The sequence below is a fragment of the Vibrio sp. MMH1-50 genome (genome assembly GCF_022347645.1).
Lineage (GTDB): Bacteria > Pseudomonadota > Gammaproteobacteria > Enterobacterales > Vibrionaceae > Vibrio > Vibrio harveyi.
In genome coordinates this window covers 11,491-27,885 of record NZ_JAKRGG010000041.1, presented here as the reverse complement: position 1 = coordinate 27,885, position 16,395 = coordinate 11,491, and the positions used below count along the sequence as shown (strand labels likewise).

The 16,395-nt window shown below is 43.8% G+C and carries 15 protein-coding genes, 1 riboswitch and 1 other annotated feature; of the genes, 5 read left to right on the top strand and 10 right to left on the bottom strand.

Annotated features, from left to right (window positions below):
* The first annotated feature begins 3 nt into the window (after nucleotides 1-3).
* From lpxH to MHO32_RS21935, 3 genes are all read left to right on the top strand, one after another.
* Nucleotides 4-741 carry a UDP-2,3-diacylglucosamine diphosphatase gene (gene lpxH / locus MHO32_RS21945; protein ID WP_239213940.1) on the top strand — a complete coding sequence of 246 codons (738 nt, stop codon included), beginning with the start codon at nucleotides 4-6 and terminating at the stop codon, nucleotides 739-741.
* Nucleotides 742-840: 99 nt separating this feature from the next.
* The gene (locus MHO32_RS21940; protein WP_049536206.1) at nucleotides 841-2,055 is read left to right on the top strand and encodes an EAL and HDOD domain-containing protein; all 1,215 of its coding nucleotides are present in this window, start codon (nucleotides 841-843) and stop codon (nucleotides 2,053-2,055) included.
* A 137-nt stretch (nucleotides 2,056-2,192) separates the two neighbouring features.
* Nucleotides 2,193-2,708: a YchJ family protein gene (locus tag MHO32_RS21935; protein ID WP_239213937.1), complete on the top strand. Its 516-nt coding sequence runs from the start codon at nucleotides 2,193-2,195 to the stop codon at nucleotides 2,706-2,708.
* 280 nt (nucleotides 2,709-2,988) lie between these two features.
* Here MHO32_RS21935 and hisIE read toward each other — a convergent pair whose 3' ends face one another.
* The 8 genes from hisIE to hisG form a co-directional block, all read right to left on the bottom strand.
* Nucleotides 2,989-3,624, bottom strand: a complete 636-nt coding sequence (gene hisIE / locus MHO32_RS21930) for a bifunctional phosphoribosyl-AMP cyclohydrolase/phosphoribosyl-ATP diphosphatase HisIE (RefSeq protein ID WP_005450749.1) — start codon at nucleotides 3,622-3,624, stop codon at nucleotides 2,989-2,991.
* Entirely contained in the window at nucleotides 3,621-4,394 is a 774-nt protein-coding gene (gene hisF, locus MHO32_RS21925) for an imidazole glycerol phosphate synthase subunit HisF (RefSeq protein WP_004749837.1), read from the bottom strand. The genes hisIE and hisF overlap by 4 nt, the downstream gene beginning before the upstream one ends.
* A complete protein-coding gene (hisA, locus tag MHO32_RS21920; protein ID WP_005450756.1) occupies nucleotides 4,376-5,113 on the bottom strand; it encodes a 1-(5-phosphoribosyl)-5-[(5-phosphoribosylamino)methylideneamino]imidazole-4-carboxamide isomerase in 738 nt (245 codons plus the stop codon). The genes hisF and hisA overlap by 19 nt, the downstream gene beginning before the upstream one ends.
* Before the next feature lie 12 nt (nucleotides 5,114-5,125).
* Entirely contained in the window at nucleotides 5,126-5,740 is a 615-nt protein-coding gene (gene hisH, locus MHO32_RS21915; protein ID WP_005450758.1) for an imidazole glycerol phosphate synthase subunit HisH, read from the bottom strand.
* A 26-nt stretch (nucleotides 5,741-5,766) separates the two neighbouring features.
* Entirely contained in the window at nucleotides 5,767-6,840 is a 1,074-nt protein-coding gene (hisB, locus tag MHO32_RS21910; RefSeq protein ID WP_005450760.1) for a bifunctional histidinol-phosphatase/imidazoleglycerol-phosphate dehydratase HisB, read from the bottom strand.
* Between the two features lie 72 nt (nucleotides 6,841-6,912).
* Nucleotides 6,913-7,953 (bottom strand): histidinol-phosphate transaminase, encoded by a 1,041-nt coding sequence (gene hisC, locus MHO32_RS21905; protein WP_239213934.1) that lies wholly within the window; start codon nucleotides 7,951-7,953, stop codon nucleotides 6,913-6,915.
* Between the two features lie 12 nt (nucleotides 7,954-7,965).
* Nucleotides 7,966-9,258: a histidinol dehydrogenase gene (hisD, locus tag MHO32_RS21900; protein ID WP_239213931.1), complete on the bottom strand. Its 1,293-nt coding sequence runs from the start codon at nucleotides 9,256-9,258 to the stop codon at nucleotides 7,966-7,968.
* A gap of 5 nt (nucleotides 9,259-9,263) precedes the next feature.
* Entirely contained in the window at nucleotides 9,264-10,160 is an 897-nt protein-coding gene (gene hisG, locus MHO32_RS21895; RefSeq protein WP_005450765.1) for an ATP phosphoribosyltransferase, read from the bottom strand.
* Between the two features lie 53 nt (nucleotides 10,161-10,213).
* Nucleotides 10,214-10,352, bottom strand: a sequence feature (His leader region).
* A gap of 362 nt (nucleotides 10,353-10,714) precedes the next feature.
* Between hisG and MHO32_RS21890 the strand changes: the two genes are divergently transcribed.
* The gene (locus MHO32_RS21890; protein ID WP_199480101.1) at nucleotides 10,715-11,671 is read left to right on the top strand and encodes a sigma-54 interaction domain-containing protein; all 957 of its coding nucleotides are present in this window, start codon (nucleotides 10,715-10,717) and stop codon (nucleotides 11,669-11,671) included.
* A gap of 280 nt (nucleotides 11,672-11,951) precedes the next feature.
* Here MHO32_RS21890 and tet(35) read toward each other — a convergent pair whose 3' ends face one another.
* Nucleotides 11,952-13,553, bottom strand: coding sequence for a tetracycline efflux Na+/H+ antiporter family transporter Tet(35) (tet(35), locus tag MHO32_RS21885; protein WP_047513512.1), 1,602 nt, complete (start codon nucleotides 13,551-13,553; stop codon nucleotides 11,952-11,954).
* 109 nt (nucleotides 13,554-13,662) lie between these two features.
* Nucleotides 13,663-13,844: riboswitch (Lysine riboswitch) on the bottom strand.
* Between the two features lie 600 nt (nucleotides 13,845-14,444).
* Here tet(35) and MHO32_RS21880 point away from each other — a divergent pair.
* The gene (locus MHO32_RS21880; protein WP_005450770.1) at nucleotides 14,445-14,852 is read left to right on the top strand and encodes an H-NS family histone-like protein; all 408 of its coding nucleotides are present in this window, start codon (nucleotides 14,445-14,447) and stop codon (nucleotides 14,850-14,852) included.
* A gap of 136 nt (nucleotides 14,853-14,988) precedes the next feature.
* Here the strand turns inward: MHO32_RS21880 and MHO32_RS21875 are convergent, their stop codons facing one another.
* Nucleotides 14,989-16,293: an inosine/guanosine kinase gene (locus tag MHO32_RS21875; protein ID WP_239213928.1), complete on the bottom strand. Its 1,305-nt coding sequence runs from the start codon at nucleotides 16,291-16,293 to the stop codon at nucleotides 14,989-14,991.
* Nucleotides 16,294-16,395 lie beyond the last annotated feature (102 nt).

Sequence of the window (16,395 nt, the reverse complement as noted above, 5' to 3'; positions counted from 1 at the left end):
TCTATGACGACATTATTTATATCTGATCTTCATCTTACCCCATCACGTCCGGACATCACGGAGTGCTTTGTCACGTTCATGCATACAGAGGCGATCCATGCAGATACTTTGTATGTGCTCGGTGATTTGTTCGAGTTTTGGATTGGTGACGATGATGACACCCCTTTCGCAGACCAGATCCGCGCTGAATTTAAAGCGCTGACGGATTCTGGTGTCCCTGTTTTCTTCATCCAAGGCAACCGAGACTTCCTCCTAGGTAAACGCTTTTGCAAAGAAACCGGTATGACGTTGCTCGACGACGTTTGTACGATTGACCTCTATGGTCAAAAAGCCGTTATCTTACATGGCGATACACTTTGCATTGATGATGTGAAATACCAAGAGTTTCGTAAAACCGTTCATAAACCATGGCTTCAATGGTTGTTTAATCGAATTCCTTGGTTCGTTAAGAAAAGAATTGTCACCAAGGTTCAATCAGACATTCGAGATGATAAAAAAACCAAGTCTCTCGACATCATGGATGTAAACCAAGGCGAAGTTGAACGTGTTATGTCTCAAAACTGCGTCAACTTGATGATTCACGGTCATACACATCGTCCAAATACACATTTTTTTGAACTTAATGGTGCTAAAAACACCCGCATCGTTTTAGGTGATTGGTATACCCAAGGCTCAGTTTTACAAGTAAATTCTGACGGTTTTGACTTACAAACACGACCGTTTGACACAGAATTGAAGTAAAGCTTGTCGAGCGTGTAGAAGATTGACGCGTAAAGCATAGAAATTTTACAAAAAATCGCTATCATCGTAATACTAAGTTAAACAGAACAAAGTACCGCATTGAAGTATTCATACGTAGCTCGTCAACCGATACTAGACAGAGAAAAGCGTACCATTGGGTACGAGCTTCTCTTTCGTGACGGTCCGAAAAACACCTTTCCAGAAGTAGAACCAGAAATGGCGACTAGCCGACTTTTGTCTGATCACTTCTTGACGACTCACTACAGCACACTAGGTGATAAACTTGGCTTTGTTAATTTTCCATACCAAAGCTTAGTCAACCTAGTTCCTACTCTATTTCCTAATGAGTCGTTAGTTGTAGAGGTGCTGGAAGATTGCGAACCGACAGATGAGCTACTTCATGCGATTAAACATCTGCACGCATCTGGTTATCGTGTCGCATTAGATGACTTCGTTCCGACCAAGGCTTGGAAGCGCTTCTTACCATACGTCGCTATCATTAAGTTTGATATCCGTTTGGTGCCTATAGACAAAGCTGCAATCTATATTCGTTCTCTCGGACATTTTGGTATCGACTTCTTAGCAGAAAAAGTCGAAACCTATGAAGAATTTGAGCAAGCGATGGATGCTGGTTTTAACTACTTCCAAGGATACTTTTTCAGTAAGCCAGAGATGATTCAGAAGAAACGCCTCAACCCAGCGTTTTTGACGGTTATACAACTGTGCAAAGAAATTGCAGATAAACCTATCAATTTCAATGAGGTAGAACGTCTGTTTTCTATTGATGTGACTTTGTCTTATAAGCTGTTGACTTACGTAAACTCAGGTTACACGCTCACAACTAAGATTAAGTCTTTCCGTCAAGCTCTGGTTTACCTTGGTGAAGAGCGCTTAAGACGCTTTATTTCTCTTGTGGCGATTGCCTCTGTGCACGAGGATAAACCTGACTCTCTCTATTCGTTAGCGATTCAACGCGCACGTATGTGTGAGATTTTGTTGAGCCAGATGAAAACCAAGTATGATCCGGGTCAAGCATTCCTGACAGGTATGTTTTCACTGCTGGACTCACTACTCGATCAGCCACTATCCGATGTAATCAGCGACATTCCAGTCGATGAGGAAATCAAACAAGCACTCACCAGTCGAAAAGGTGTATTAGGCTACCTACTTTCAATGATCATTGCTTACGAGAAAGCCGATTGGGAAACGACGGAAAAGTACTGTAACGCGCTCAAACTGAATGAACCACAATTAGCGAAGGCGTTCAGTCAATCCACTGCGTGGGCCCAAGAACTGCTGTCTCAAACGCCCTAAATCGCTATAATGCCCCAAAAGAATACCTCCAGCCTCACTGATATGCCCAAGTAACCTCGCGATGCTACGTTCAGCGAGAATAAGTTGGGTGTAAAAGGTTGTTTGTTTTACCGCTTAATTAATCGAGATTTCATTTTATGGCTTCTTCTTGTCCTTGCGGGTCTAACCGCACCTACTCACAGTGTTGTGAAATCGCCCACAATAACCATGCTGACGTCATCACTCCAGAGCAGTTGATGCGTTCTCGCTATAGTGCACATGTGTTGGGTCTAGTGGATTACGTGGTAAAAACATATCACCCAAGCTGTAACGCAGAAGAACAACGTGAAGGCATTGCCCAGTCCATCGATAGCGATTGGTGCAAGCTTGAGGTAGTCAAAACTGAAGCGGGTAGCAACAAGAATGAAGGTTTTGTTGAGTTCAATGCGTACTTTAATGAAGACGGCAAACGCTACTGCATGACAGAGCGTTCTCGCTTTGTAAAAGAAGACGGACTTTGGTACTACATTGACGGCACATTTCCTGAAGAAGAGCCAGAAGAAGAACCAGAACAAGATCCACGTTTAAGCCAGCCAATAAGTAGCCTAAAGGTTGGCCGCAATGACCCGTGTATCTGCGGAAGTGGTAAGAAATTTAAGAAGTGTTGTGGGTAAAGCATCCATACCTAGCTTATTAAACTCGATTTAATTGGATTCTTGACATCGCTTAGGCTTGTCGAAATGACGTGAATATATGTACCTGTTTGAAGTAGATAACTCTACTGCAAGCACCATTAGAAAATATACCGTCATTCTGAACAGCGAGGGACGAGCGTGATTCAGAATCCAATCGCCACTCGCACTGTCGCCGAGGTTTACCCCGAACCAAGAACACTAAATTAAAAAAGCCCCTAGACTCCCGAGTCATAGGGGCTTTCATTTATCTATAGCAGGCTTATTTATGACGCTCTTTCAGTTTATTCACCACGTCATTCATCGATAGACCTTGGTCTTGAAGCAATACCAGCAAGTGGTAAATCAAGTCTGCTGATTCACACACTAACTCCGCCTTATCGCCCGACGTCGCCGCAAGCGCGACTTCAACGCCTTCTTCGCCCACTTTTTGCGAAATACGCTTGGTGCCACGGGCATAAAGACTGGCAGTATAAGAGGAATCTGGGTCGGCACTCTTGCGGGCAGCCAATAGCTGCTCAAGTTGATGAAGCCACACCATTTGTGACTCCTCTTGAGGGTCCACATCCCAGCAAGTTGTGTTACCCAAGTGACACGTAGGACCAATGGGATTCACTTTCACCAGTAGCGTATCGTTGTCGCAATCGAGCTGAATGTTCACCAATTGCAATACGTTGCCAGAGGTCTCACCTTTCGTCCAAAGACGTTGCTTGGTACGAGAGAAAAACGTCACTTGACCTGTTTCGCCCGTTTTTGCCAACGCATCTTGGTTCATGTAACCCATCATCAGCACTTGGCTTGATTGGAAATCTTGTACGATGGCAGGTACCAGACCATCCACCTTTTCCCAGTTGATTCGCTCAGCTAGCGAACTTACTTCGGCGGCTTTCACACTCATAGTCGTACCTCAATGCCTTGTTGTTTCAAATACTGCTTTAGTTCACCAATATTGATGACTTGCTTGTGGAATACCGATGCGGCAAGCGCGCCATCCACATTTGCTTTTTGGTAGGCTTCTGCGAAATGCTCCATGGCACCTGCACCGCCCGATGCAATCAATGGCACGTTACACACTTCACGCACCATATTCAGTTGTTCGATGTCGTAGCCGTTACGTACACCGTCTTGGTTCATCATGTTCAGCACGATTTCACCAGCGCCGCGCTTTTGTACTTCTTGCACCCAATCACGCGTTTCCCATTGGGTCGCTTTGGTGCGTTCTTCATCACCAGTAAACTGGTAAACCTGATACTTGCCCGTCTCTTTGTCGTAGTATGAATCGATACCAACGACGATACATTGCACACCAAACTTATCAGCAAGGTCAGTAATCAACTGAGGGTTAGCCAAGGCAGGAGAGTTAATAGATACCTTATCTGCACCAAACTCAAGAATGCGCGCCGCGTCTTCTGCTGATTTAATACCACCAGCCACACAGAACGGGATATCAATCACTTCTGCAACGCGAGCGACCCAACTTTTATCGACGACACGACCATCACTTGAAGCGGTAATATCGTAGAACACAAGCTCGTCTGCGCCTTCTTCAGCATAACGCTGCGCCAGAGGAACGATGTCACCAATAATTTCGTGGTTGCGAAACTGGACGCCCTTCACCACTTGTCCATCACGAACATCAAGACATGGAATTATTCGCTTTGCCAACATGCAAACGCCTCCTCTGCTGTGAACTTACCATCTAACAATGCACGACCAACAATCACGCCAGCAACACCGCTGCCTTTTAGTGCTTCGATATCCGCTAATGAACCGATGCCACCTGAAGATTGGAACTGCACTTGCGGGTACTGTTTACATAAGTCGACGTAAAGCTCAACGTTTGAACCTTCTAGCGTACCGTCACGAGAAATGTCCGTGCAAAGCACATGCTGTAGACCTACCGTCAGATAATCGTTGATCAATGCTTCGATAGTCACGCCTGAGTCTTCTTGCCAACCAGAGATCGCTACCTTACGCGTGCCGTCTTGATCGATGTTGATGTCTAGCGCGAGAACAATTTTCTCTGCACCGTATTTTTCCATCCAACCTTTCACAAGCTCTGGCTGTTTTACCGCTGTAGAACCAACTACAACACGCTGAGCACCCGCTTCTAGCAGGTCAACCACGTCTTGCTCTGTACGCACACCGCCACCGATTTGGATGTTTGCTGGTGTGCTTGCTAGTAGCTTTGCAATCAAATCTAACTGGCGTGCTGTCGTGTCTTTCGCGCCAGTTAAATCCACTAAGTGTAGCCAGTTAGCACCTGCTTGGTGGTACAAATTAAACTGCTTTGCTGGGTCGACTTTGTACTCGGTAACTTGACCGTAATCACCTTGATAAAGGCGAACCACCTGTCCTTCAATTAAATCAAGAGCTGGAATAATCACACTAAATCCCTTTTATAATTCTAAGAAGTTTTGAATAAGCTTCGCGCCTGCTTTTGAAGAACGCTCAGGGTGGAACTGCACACCGTAGTAGTTGCCACTTTGTACTGCTGCTGTGAACGGGTTGCCGTATTCACACTCGGCAATCGTGTAATCCCCGACAGGCATTGCAAAGCTGTGTACAAAGTAGAAGTACTCACCTTCTTCAATGCCTTTGAACAGTGGGTTACCTGCTTTTGCAGACACTGTATTCCACCCCATATGCGGCAGCGGTAAATCGCCGGTTTGTAGCAACTTCACTTCGCCATCACAAAGTCCAAGACACTCAACCAACTCATCTGCTTTCTGCCCTTTCTCTTGAGACACTTTGCCCAATAGTTGCATGCCTAAACAGATACCTAGCAAAGGCTTTTCTACCTGTTTTACCAAGCTGATAAGATCGCGCTCTTCTAGGTTCTTCATCGCTTCACTGGCAGTCCCCACTCCCGGTAGAAATAGCTTGTCAGCTGCCAATACAACTTGTGGATCTTTTGAAATAGTTACGTCATAACCTAGGCGTTCGATGGCAAACTTCACCGAAGAAACGTTGGCACAGCCAGTATCGATAATGACAACTTTCTGTTCTGTCACTGTTTTTCTCCTTGCTAACGTGAGCCTTAAAGCACGCCTTTACTACTTGGTAGCTCAGTGCCTTCTACTTTGATTGCTTGACGTAAAGTACGACCAAACGCTTTAAACAAGCTTTCAATGATGTGGTGGTCATTATTGCCCGCAGAAGACAGGTGCAGCGTACACGCTAGGGTGTCAGTCAGAGAACGGAAGAAGTGAACCACCATCTCTGTTGAAAGATCACCCACTTGCTCACGGCTAAACTGCGCGTCGAACTTAAGGTAGGGACGACCTGATAGGTCTAGCGCACATTGTGCTAAACACTCATCCATTGGCAGGCTGAAACCAAAGCGACCAATACCACGCTTGTCACCCAGCGCTTCTTTCAACGCCTGACCCAAGGCAAGAGCGGTATCTTCTACTGTGTGGTGATCATCGATGTGAAGGTCTCCTTCCACTTTGCACACCATTTGGAATCCACCGTGCGTCGCAATTTGATCCAACATGTGGTCGAAGAAACCAAGACCCGTTGAGATGTCATTACCGCCTTGCTCATCAAGATTAACCGCAACTTTGATGTCCGTTTCTTTCGTGGTACGAATCACTTCAGCAACACGAGCTTTCACCGTCAGATCTTTCAGGATCTGTTTCCAACCCATGGTTTCTGGGTTGTATTGAATACCACGAATTGCCATATTTTCTGCAAGTTGAAGATCGGTTTGACGATCACCAATCACAACAGAGTTTTGAAAATCAACTTTGCCACCTTGTAGATACTCTTTTACCAAGCCCAATTTAGGCTTACGGCAAGAGCAGTTATCTTCATCAAAGTGAGGACAAATCAGCACGTCATCAAACTTCACACCTTGAGACTCAAAGATCTCCATCATCATGTTGTGTGGTGCGTCGAAATCTTCTTGTGGGTAGCTGTCGGTACCTAGACCATCTTGGTTCGTTACCATCACTAGGCGGTATCCGGCATCCTGCAACGACAACAGGCTTGGGATAACAAATGGCTCTAGTTTAAGCTTATCTAAACGGTCTACTTGAAAATCAACCGGCGGCTCAACAATTAAGGTGCCATCACGGTCGATAAAAAGGATTTTTTGTTGTTTGCTCACTCGAACTTCCTTATTGCTATATCTTTTTGGCGCTCCCGCTATTGAGCGAGAGCGATAAATACTTTTTTCTACTTATGAGTAGTAGTTTCTGATAAATCCGAGTGTTTTTTCGCACTCGTCGCGGTTACCCACACTGATACGTACACAGTTCTCGATTGGTGAGTTACGTAAAATAATGCCCGTATCCCAAGCGGCTTTGAAAAGATCATCGCCATCTGGGAACTTCACCAATAGGTAATTCCCCCATCCTTCAAAGACTTCCAATCCCGGAATCATTGACAAACCAACTTGTAAGTAAGCTCGGTTTGCATTCAAGTCGAGAACTTGGAACTTCGCTCGCGCTAGACCTGCTTCAGACAGCGCTTGAGTAGCAATTTCTGCCACTGGAACCGGTACTGGATATGGTGCGATAACTTTAAGAAGTACATTAATCAGCTCTTCGTTCGCAAGCGTAAATCCACAACGCAGACCAGCAAGCGCGAAAGCTTTCGACAGAGTACGCAGAATTGCTAGGTTCGGATATTGCGCCAGCAAATCTACCGTTGACGCTTCTGGACAAAAATCAATGTACGCTTCATCCATTACAACGATTGCTCGGTCTTTTGTCATCTCAAGCAGAGACACAATGTCTTCACGCTTAACCAAGTTACCTGTTGGGTTGTTTGGCGAACATACGAAAACCAGTTTCACGTTATCCAGATTGGCTTCGATGCCTGCAAGGTCTAGTTGCCAATCTGACGTCAGTGGTACGGTTTTGCGCTCAACACCGATGGTTTCGGCACTGATAGCGTACATACCGTAAGTCGGTGGACAGTAAAGAATCGCATCTTCACCCGGCTCACAGAAAGCACGAATCAGTAGCTCAATGCCTTCATCTGCACCGCGAGAAGTCAGCGTTTGTTCTGGTTTCACACTCGCATACGCCGCGTAAGCGGAAATCAGTTCTTTCGGTTGGCATTCGCTGTAACGATTAAGACGAGCAAAGTCTGTTTTGTATTCATTGTTAAATGGTGATTCGTTGGCATTTAGCCATACGTCACCGGTACCACCAATTCGGCGAGCCGATAAATAAGGGGTAAGTTGTTGGACTTGTTTACGCGCTAGCTTTTCCATCTCAATATCCTCTTACTTCGCTGCCAATTTTTCTACACGGATAGTCACTGCACGTTTGTGTGCATCTAAGCCTTCTGCTTCAGCCATAGTGACCACTGTAGGGGCAAGGTTCTTTAGGCCATCAGCAGATAGCTCTTGAATCGTCATACGCTTAGAGAAGTCCGCCAAGCCTAAGCTTGAATAAGTACGTGTGTAACCGTAAGTAGGAAGAACGTGGTTAGTACCCGATGCGTAGTCACCTGCTGATTCAGGCGACCAATCACCAAGGAAAATAGAACCTGCGTTGTCTAATAGAGGCAGAAGCTCGCGTGGGTTCTTCGTCTGAACAATTAAGTGCTCAGGACCGTAGTAATTTGAGATTGAAACCGATTGAGTCAGAGACTCAGCAATAATAATCAAACTTGAAGCTAATGCTTGCTCGGCAATGTCCGCACGAGACAACTCTTTAAGCTGACGTTGAACAGCATCCGTCACTTGATCTGCAAGCACAGGAGAAGGAGTCACAAGAACCACTTGAGAGTCAGGACCGTGCTCTGCTTGGCTTAACAAATCCGCTGCAATGAAATCTGGGTCTGCCGTTTCATCAGCAATCACTAGCACTTCTGATGGGCCCGCTGGCATATCAATCGCTGCACCACGGAAATCATTACTTACCTGACGTTTTGCTTCTGTCACGTAAGCGTTACCTGGACCAAAGATCTTATCAACTTTAGATACGGTTTCTGTTCCGTAAGCCATTGCTGCGACGGCTTGACCACCGCCGACATTGTACACTTCATCAATGCCACACAGTTTTGCTACATAAAGGATCTCGTCAGCAATTGGGGGTGGAGAACAAAGCACCACTTTACGACAGCCTGCAATTTTTGCAGGAACCCCAAGCATCAAAACGGTCGATGGCAATGGCGCACTGCCACCGGGAATGTACAAACCCACTTTTTGAATTGGGCGCGTTACCTGTTCACAGACTACACCCGGTTGAGTTTCTACATTGATTGGCTGTGGCTTCTGCGCTTTGTGAAACTTAGCAATGTTTTCATACGCTTGCTCCAGTGCGTTCTTCATTTTTTCAGAAAGACGCGCTGATGCCTCATCGATTTCTTGAGCTGATACACGGATAGATTCCGGCTGCACTCGGTCAAACTTCTCAGTCAGCTCCAATAATGCAGCATCACCTTCTTTGCGAACTTTTGTGATTACTTCAGAAACCGCGGCAGTGATATTCGCACCTTCTGTAATTGCAGGACGTTCTAGGATTGAGTCTTGCTGCGTTTCACTTAGCGATTGCCATACGACTGTTCTCATTGCGATTACTCCATCATTTTTTCAATTGGTAGTACTAGAATTGAGCTGGCACCCAGTTCTTTTAGCTGTTCCATGGTTTCCCAGAACAGGTTTTCAGTACTTACCAAGTGAACCGCAACTTTTTGCTTGTCAGCAGATAGAGGTAATACCGTTGGGTCTTCAGCACCAGGAAGTAGAGCTTTGATTTGGTCTAGCTTCTCTGCAGGTGCGTGTAACATGATGTACTTAGACTCTTTCGCTTGCTGTACGCCTTGCATGCGGGTAAGAAGTTTTTCGATTAGCGCCACTTTGTCTGCATCGAATTCGCCAGTACGTTGAATGAGTGTCGCTTTTGATTTGAAGATAATTTCAGCTTCTTTAAGACCGTTCGCTTCCAGTGTTGCACCTGTAGAGACCAAGTCAGCGATGGCATCAGCAAGACCAGCGCGAGGAGCAACTTCTACTGAGCCTGTCAACATACATGTTGAGAATGGAACACCCGCTTCATCCATATAAGCTTTTAACAGTTGCGGGTAAGTTGTAGCGATACGTTTTCCAGCTAAGTCTTGAGGACCGTTGTACTCTTCGTCTTTATCAATCGCGATAGATAAACGGCAACCACCAAAATCAAGTCGACGAAGTTGAACAAATTCAGACGGTTCACCCAGTGCTTTGCGATCAAGACGAACTTCTTCTAATTCGTTTTCACCAATAAAGCCCAAGTCAACCACGCCATCCATAATTAGACCTGGAATATCGTCGTCACGAACCAAAAGCAAATCAATTGGCATATTTTCAGAATGAACAACTAAGCGCTCACCCATTACATTGAACTTCACGCCACATTTTTTAAGTAGAGCTTGGCTCTCTTTGCTTAGACGACCTTTTTTCTGAATTGCAATTCTTAAGCGTTGTGTTTGCATTGCTTTATCCCTGTGCCAGATTCGGTAATTAAAATATTTTATAAACCAGTAAAACTAAAAAACCCTCGAGAGATGTTGGTCTCCCGAGGGTTTGAAATCTGTTTTCACTTTGATTTTCACCTCCGGGAGTTTCCTATCTCCCGGGTATGCGTGCATCTCCCGAAAGACTAGGCTGGGTGATGATGGTGATGAATTTTCATTACAAAATTACGCATACTTATTTAAGGCTCGATTATGTTGCTTCGTTAATGACCACACTAACGAAGGATTAATTTTTTTTCAACAACGAATTTGCACTTTTCCTAATGTTTTTACTAACCATTTGATATTATTATTCTTTATTTTCATTTCAATCATCAAAGAAACACAAATTCAGCTCATTTATACCACCAATTTGTTATAAAAAAACTAGTAGCCTCAAATCTCGCAAAAACAAACGTTTAAAATTCCATCAATGCGACAAGCAACAAAAGTCTCAATAACGAAACGCTTGATTCAAATTTGAGACATCATTCATTACTAAACTTTCCTTTGGGGCATAAAAGTAAAGAGTCATCAAAGTGCAAAAAATCGACACTACGTTAAAACGACATTCGGCAGATGCAGATCCATTGGTTCCTTTAATAGGGAACAGTGCGTGCATCAATGAACTTCGTAACAAGCTCAAAAAATACGCACGATGCGACGCTGAGGTGCTTATTCAAGGTGAAACAGGGGTCGGAAAAGGAATGTGTGCTCGTATCATCCATGAGCTGTCCAACAGGCATTCATTCCCATTTGTCGAAGTAAATTGTGGAGCAATTCCGAGTGGACTGATTGCATCTGAGCTTTTTGGTCATGAAAAAGGCGCATTTACAGGAGCTATCTCCGATAGGATTGGATTTATTCAGAAAGCAAATCGAGGCACCCTATTTCTCGATGAGATTGGCGATATGCCGCCAGAATTACAAATACATTTACTCCATTTCCTTGAGAGTAAGCAAATACATAAAGTGGGTGCAGACAATATCATCGACGTAGACTGCCGTGTGATAGCAGCAAGTCACGTAGATCTAAAAAATGAAGTAATACAGGGAACGTTTCGCGAGGATCTGTTCTACAGACTCAATATTCTGCCACTTACTATTCCCCCCCTACGGAAGCGTGGCAAAGACATTCTGACATTATCAGAATACTTCTTGAGTTCTCTTACCAATAAAAGGTCTCAAGGGCTATCAACAGAAGTTAGAAACAAGCTAATGAAGCACAAGTGGCCCGGAAACGTAAGAGAGCTTCGTAATGTGATCCAAAGAGCGATTGTTATGTGCGAAAACAACACTCTACATGTTGCAGATCTCGGTTTAGATACCAGTGAGAGGCAACTTCTTCCTTCTGTCGAACAAATAGATTTGGATTATCTACTAAAAGCGATTGAAGACAACAAGCACAACATGAGTGCCGCTGCGAGACATTTGGGGATCTCCAGAACCACACTCTATCGCTTAATTAAAAAATATAACCTACCCGTCTGATCCCGTTGAACTTCGAGCCTTGATAAACTGTAACGTAACACTGTGTAACAGGTGAATTCTTGTTTATCAATCAGTTAGACAATGGCGTCCATTCCTTAAAATAAAAAAACTTACAATTCAACAAGTTGAGTTCGGCATGCTATTTGCCTTATTCATATCAGTCTTCTAGACAAAATATCCCCAAAAACGCGATTTGCCCCCCTCACCATAAATCGCGTATAAAAAAAAGCTCCGCTAGAAATAGCGGAGCTTCCTCTTTATAAGCTTGTATAAAAGCAACTTACGCGTTTTGACAAGATGCCATTTTTGACTTTGAAAGCCATGACAAAATCGCACAAACGATAACGAATGTAATCGATGCTGCGATGAAAGAGAACGCAATTGAAGCCGTCATACCAAGAGCAATAAAGCCTACACATGAAACAAGCGCGACTGATAATGCATAAGGTAACTGAGTTGATACGTGATCGATATGGTTACAACGTGCACCAGTCGATGACAAGATAGTCGTATCTGAGATTGGAGAACAATGGTCACCGAATACCGCACCAGCAAGAACCGCACTTAGCATTGGTAGCATAAGCGCTACATCTGTTGCGCCCGCCATATCGCCCGCGATTGGTAGCATGATACCGAACGTACCCCATGAAGTGCCTGTCGAGAACGCCATTAGACCAGACAGCAAGAATAGGATAACTGGCAGCCAGTGTGGGTTGATGTTGCCTTGTGCCATTGTAGATAGGTAAGAACCTGTCTTCATGTCACCGATAACAGAACCGATAGTCCAAGCAAACACTAGGATTAGGATTGCACCAAACATTGATTTAGCACCAATCCAAAGCGTACGTGCAATCTCAACCATTGGTAAACCTTGCTTCAGCACCGTAAATAGCGCGACAGCAAGACCAAGTAAGCTACCGTAAATTAGAGAAGTACCAACATCAGTATTCTCAAACGCACCTAACAAAGCAAATTCTTTGCCATCTGCTGCTAGTGCTTGACCACCGGTGTAAAGCATTGAAGCAATCGTTGCCACAATAAGCGTAACGATTGGAAGAACTAGGTCAGAAACCTTACCCTTCTCACTTTCACGGATATCTAGCTCTTCATTTAGCTCATGCGCTTCTTGAGTATCATTTTCTTTATCTTTATCGAAACCACGGCCTTGAGACGCCGCGATTTCGTGATCACGCATCTTACCAATATCCAAACCAAACCACGCCACTGCGAATACCATTAGCAGAGCAAACACAGCGTAGAAGTTCATTGGGATAAGGCGAACATAAGCGCCTAGTGCAGAATATTCTGTGATGCCATGTGACACCAAGATACCACCGATAATAGTAATGATGTATGCACCCCAGCTTGATGCTGGCATGATCACACACATAGGTGCTGCTGTGGAGTCTAAGATGTACGCTAGCTTAGCGCGAGAGACGTAAAAGCGGTCAGTTACTGGACGAGAGATCGCACCAACAGCAAGACTGTTAAAGTAATCGTCGACAAAAATGAATACGCCAAGGAAAGCTGCAAGAAGTTTAGAGCCACGTTTACTTTTTACGCGTGTTTGCGCCCATTCAGCGAAAGCACGAGTACCACCAGAAAGTGTTAACAACGCTGTTGTCATACCTAAAAGAATAAGGAAGCCAACAATACTCATGTTCCAAGTATTGATACCACCGTCTTCAATAAAGACAGAAGAAACTTGAGAACTAACATAACCTACCGTATTACCGATAGACCAATCGTTAAGAAGTACCGCACCTAGTACGATACCAACACCAAGAGAAACTAAAACACGTCGAGTTAGAATCGCCAGCGTCAGCGCGACAATAGGCGGTAATAACGAAACAGGAGAATGTGCAAAATCTATTAAATTCATGATCTTCAAAAACCAAAGTTTGGCTAGAGATCTACTGCAGACAAGTCACGTAGCATACGGTACGTGCTCATGTTGAACTTAGCGACAGGGAAGCGAACACTTCACCCAACCCTACAGTAGCGCTCCATAGTTTAATGTAAATATACTATGGCAGTGTTGTTCCTTTCAGAGACAACCCCAGCAAGTGGTTTCGATAGCCCCACTTACTTCGGCAATCTTCGCCTTCCACTATTATTCATTGGCATCACCCCAATAATAGCTACTCTTCGAGACTGCACCTCTACGGCAATAACAAACAATTAACCGTTAATCGTACAAATTAACAACAATTTATCTGCAATATTGCATCAGGTGGTTGTCATTGTACCTATGAAGCCTCCCATTGCAACACATCAAACTAAATTAAATGAATAAATAATCGCGATTTCGATTTATAAATGAAATGTGACCAAATCATACATTGCGCAACTGCAATCACTTCAACCTTGTCCATTATGAAACTTTATTACTACTATTAAATACGCCATAGTTTTACGTGCAACAATAAATGAATGAAATATGACAGTGATAGCATTTGCCATCTAATCCTTTTCTGTCAGAAAAAGGGAAATTTAATTCAAGCTATAAATAAACATGATAGCGATCGAGAAAAAGACCGTATCTATTAAGTAAAAATTGTCTGAAGTGGCTAATTAAATTTCAAATTGATTAATTAATATTGTTAGAACCCGAAAAAACTAAAGAAATTTAATCTAAATCATGAATTAGCATTTGCACATATCAGAAAGATAAAGTTAAATATAAGGACTCTATGTTTATTTCTAGATTCACATTTAATTTATCTTATCGATAAGCGATGTAGAATCTTTTAACCTATTAATAGGAATCGTCATGTCAGAGCTGACTAAAACACTTCTAAATATCCGTAGCCTTCGTGCATTTTCTCGTGAGCTGACTCTAGAACAATTGGAAGAAGCTCTAGATAAACTAACTATCGTTGTTCAAGAGCGTCAAGAAGCAGAAGAAGCAGACCGCGCAGCACAAGCTGAGCAAGAAGCTAAACTGGCTGCTATCGCTGAGCAAATCGCTCAAGACGGTATCGATGTTGAAGCGCTAATTAGTGCACTTGCTGGTGAAACAAAAACTAAAGCAAAAACTAAACGTGCTCCTCGCCCTGCTAAATACAAATACACTGACGTAAGCGGTGAAGAGAAAACTTGGACAGGTCAAGGTCGTACACCTTCTGCAATCCAAGAGCAACTAGATGCAGGTAAATCTCTAGATGATTTCCTAATCTAAGAATAGATTTATGAAATTTTAAAAAGGTTCCCTATGGGAGCCTTTTTTATTTTTCTGTAAATAGATACAAAAATGGCGCATTTTGAATGCGCCATTTTTTGCGTATGTGAGAAGTTGGTTAATTCAACAGAATCTATTAACGTTCCCAGTATGCTTCTTCTAAACTATCTTCGCGCTCAGGAAGACCACGAGAAAGACGTGGTGAATGCTGCACTAACACTTCGTAACTCGCGCGGTTTGCGTATTTACAAACTTGAGAGAATGAAGAGTAAGTTAAATACTCATTGCTGTGCTTGCTAGAGTTAGGCACATTTTCTTTGTGGTATTTATTTGCAGCCATATCGTGAAGTACTGCTGACAATGCTGCATCACCTGCACCATTAGTATTTTTAATTTTTTCTGGGCCACCCATGTATGGGGAGATATGTGAATATACTTTGATTGCATTTTCACATGAGTCTTTCTTTGCAGGTCGGCTAAATTCAAAACGGTTGAATTCGGCAATAGAACCAGGAAGCAGCGGCAACGACGTTTCACGCTTCGCGCTTTCTTCTGTATAACCTGCCATAAATAGACCAACAGGACCTGCTGTACATAACACAAGGTCAGCCCACTCAAGCGTCTTATCCGACGCCGCTAGCGGATCAGATTCGCCCGTTAGCGCTTCCGCTTCGTCTTCATTCATTGCAACAACGGATACATTGTCACGAATAAATTCTTGCCAGAATGTTGGGTCATCTTGAATAACAAATTTAGTTCCTAGTGTTAGTACCACAGGAACATCATGTTTCTTCGCGTATTCAATTGCACGCATCGTTGCTTCCGGCATTGGGTCGCCTTCTTTACAACGAACTAGGTAAGCAGTCAGTACTAACGCAGACGCGCTCCTGAAGATTTTCTCAGGGATGTTGTCTGGGTGAAGTTGGTTCATTTGACCTTCACTGATTGCGAAAGTACGTTCACCATCTTCTGTAATCAGAGCGAAACAGCGACCGATGGCACCTTCAACACCTTGTAGGTAGTTCAGGTCCATACGGCTAGAAGTGTTACATAGGTAGCGGTAACCGTAGCTACCAATTTTGATGTCCTGACTCATTACACCCAAAAGCGTTGAACGGTCATCCGCTAATACAGAATAGTTGTGTAGCGTGTTACCAATTGTGCCACCAGCATACTCATTGGTAATTAAGCATTCTTCTTTTAGCTGTTGGTATAGCGCTTCTGCAGTCGCGTCATCAATTACCAACGAGTGTCCTTTACTCAAACCGTACTTTTCAATCACATCCGTTGTAACTTTCGCTTCAATATCAACCAGCGTTTGGTCAATGCCGATGATGTGAGTGCGCGTCATCTTTTTGCTTTCTTGTGCTTGGCTCACCAATGGGTCACGAGCATGAACAGGAAAATAGTGCTTCGATTTGCGTTGTCCAGGAAATTTCATATTGTTAGTCTGAGTAAGGGGATGAAAAGGAGAACGGATTCTATACCGCCGTCATTAAAGCAGCAATAAAGGCAATTATAGCAAACGTTTGCAGTCCGCTTT

Bases quoted from the DNA above. Each gene is read 5' to 3' on its own strand.
- lpxH (WP_239213940.1), top strand. From the start codon at position 4: ATGACGACATTATTTATATCTGATCTTCATCTTACCCCATCACGTCCG.
- MHO32_RS21935 (WP_239213937.1), top strand. From the start codon at position 2,193: ATGGCTTCTTCTTGTCCTTGCGGGTCTAACCGCACCTACTCACAGTGT.
- hisIE (WP_005450749.1), bottom strand. From the start codon at position 3,624: ATGAGTGTGAAAGCCGCCGAAGTAAGTTCGCTAGCTGAGCGAATCAAC.
- hisF (WP_004749837.1), bottom strand. From the start codon at position 4,394: ATGTTGGCAAAGCGAATAATTCCATGTCTTGATGTTCGTGATGGACAA.
- hisC (WP_239213934.1), bottom strand. From the start codon at position 7,953: ATGGAAAAGCTAGCGCGTAAACAAGTCCAACAACTTACCCCTTATTTA.
- hisD (WP_239213931.1), bottom strand. From the start codon at position 9,258: ATGAGAACAGTCGTATGGCAATCGCTAAGTGAAACGCAGCAAGACTCA.
- hisG (WP_005450765.1), bottom strand. From the start codon at position 10,160: ATGCAAACACAACGCTTAAGAATTGCAATTCAGAAAAAAGGTCGTCTA.
- MHO32_RS21880 (WP_005450770.1), top strand. From the start codon at position 14,445: ATGTCAGAGCTGACTAAAACACTTCTAAATATCCGTAGCCTTCGTGCA.
- MHO32_RS21875 (WP_239213928.1), bottom strand. From the start codon at position 16,293: ATGAAATTTCCTGGACAACGCAAATCGAAGCACTATTTTCCTGTTCAT.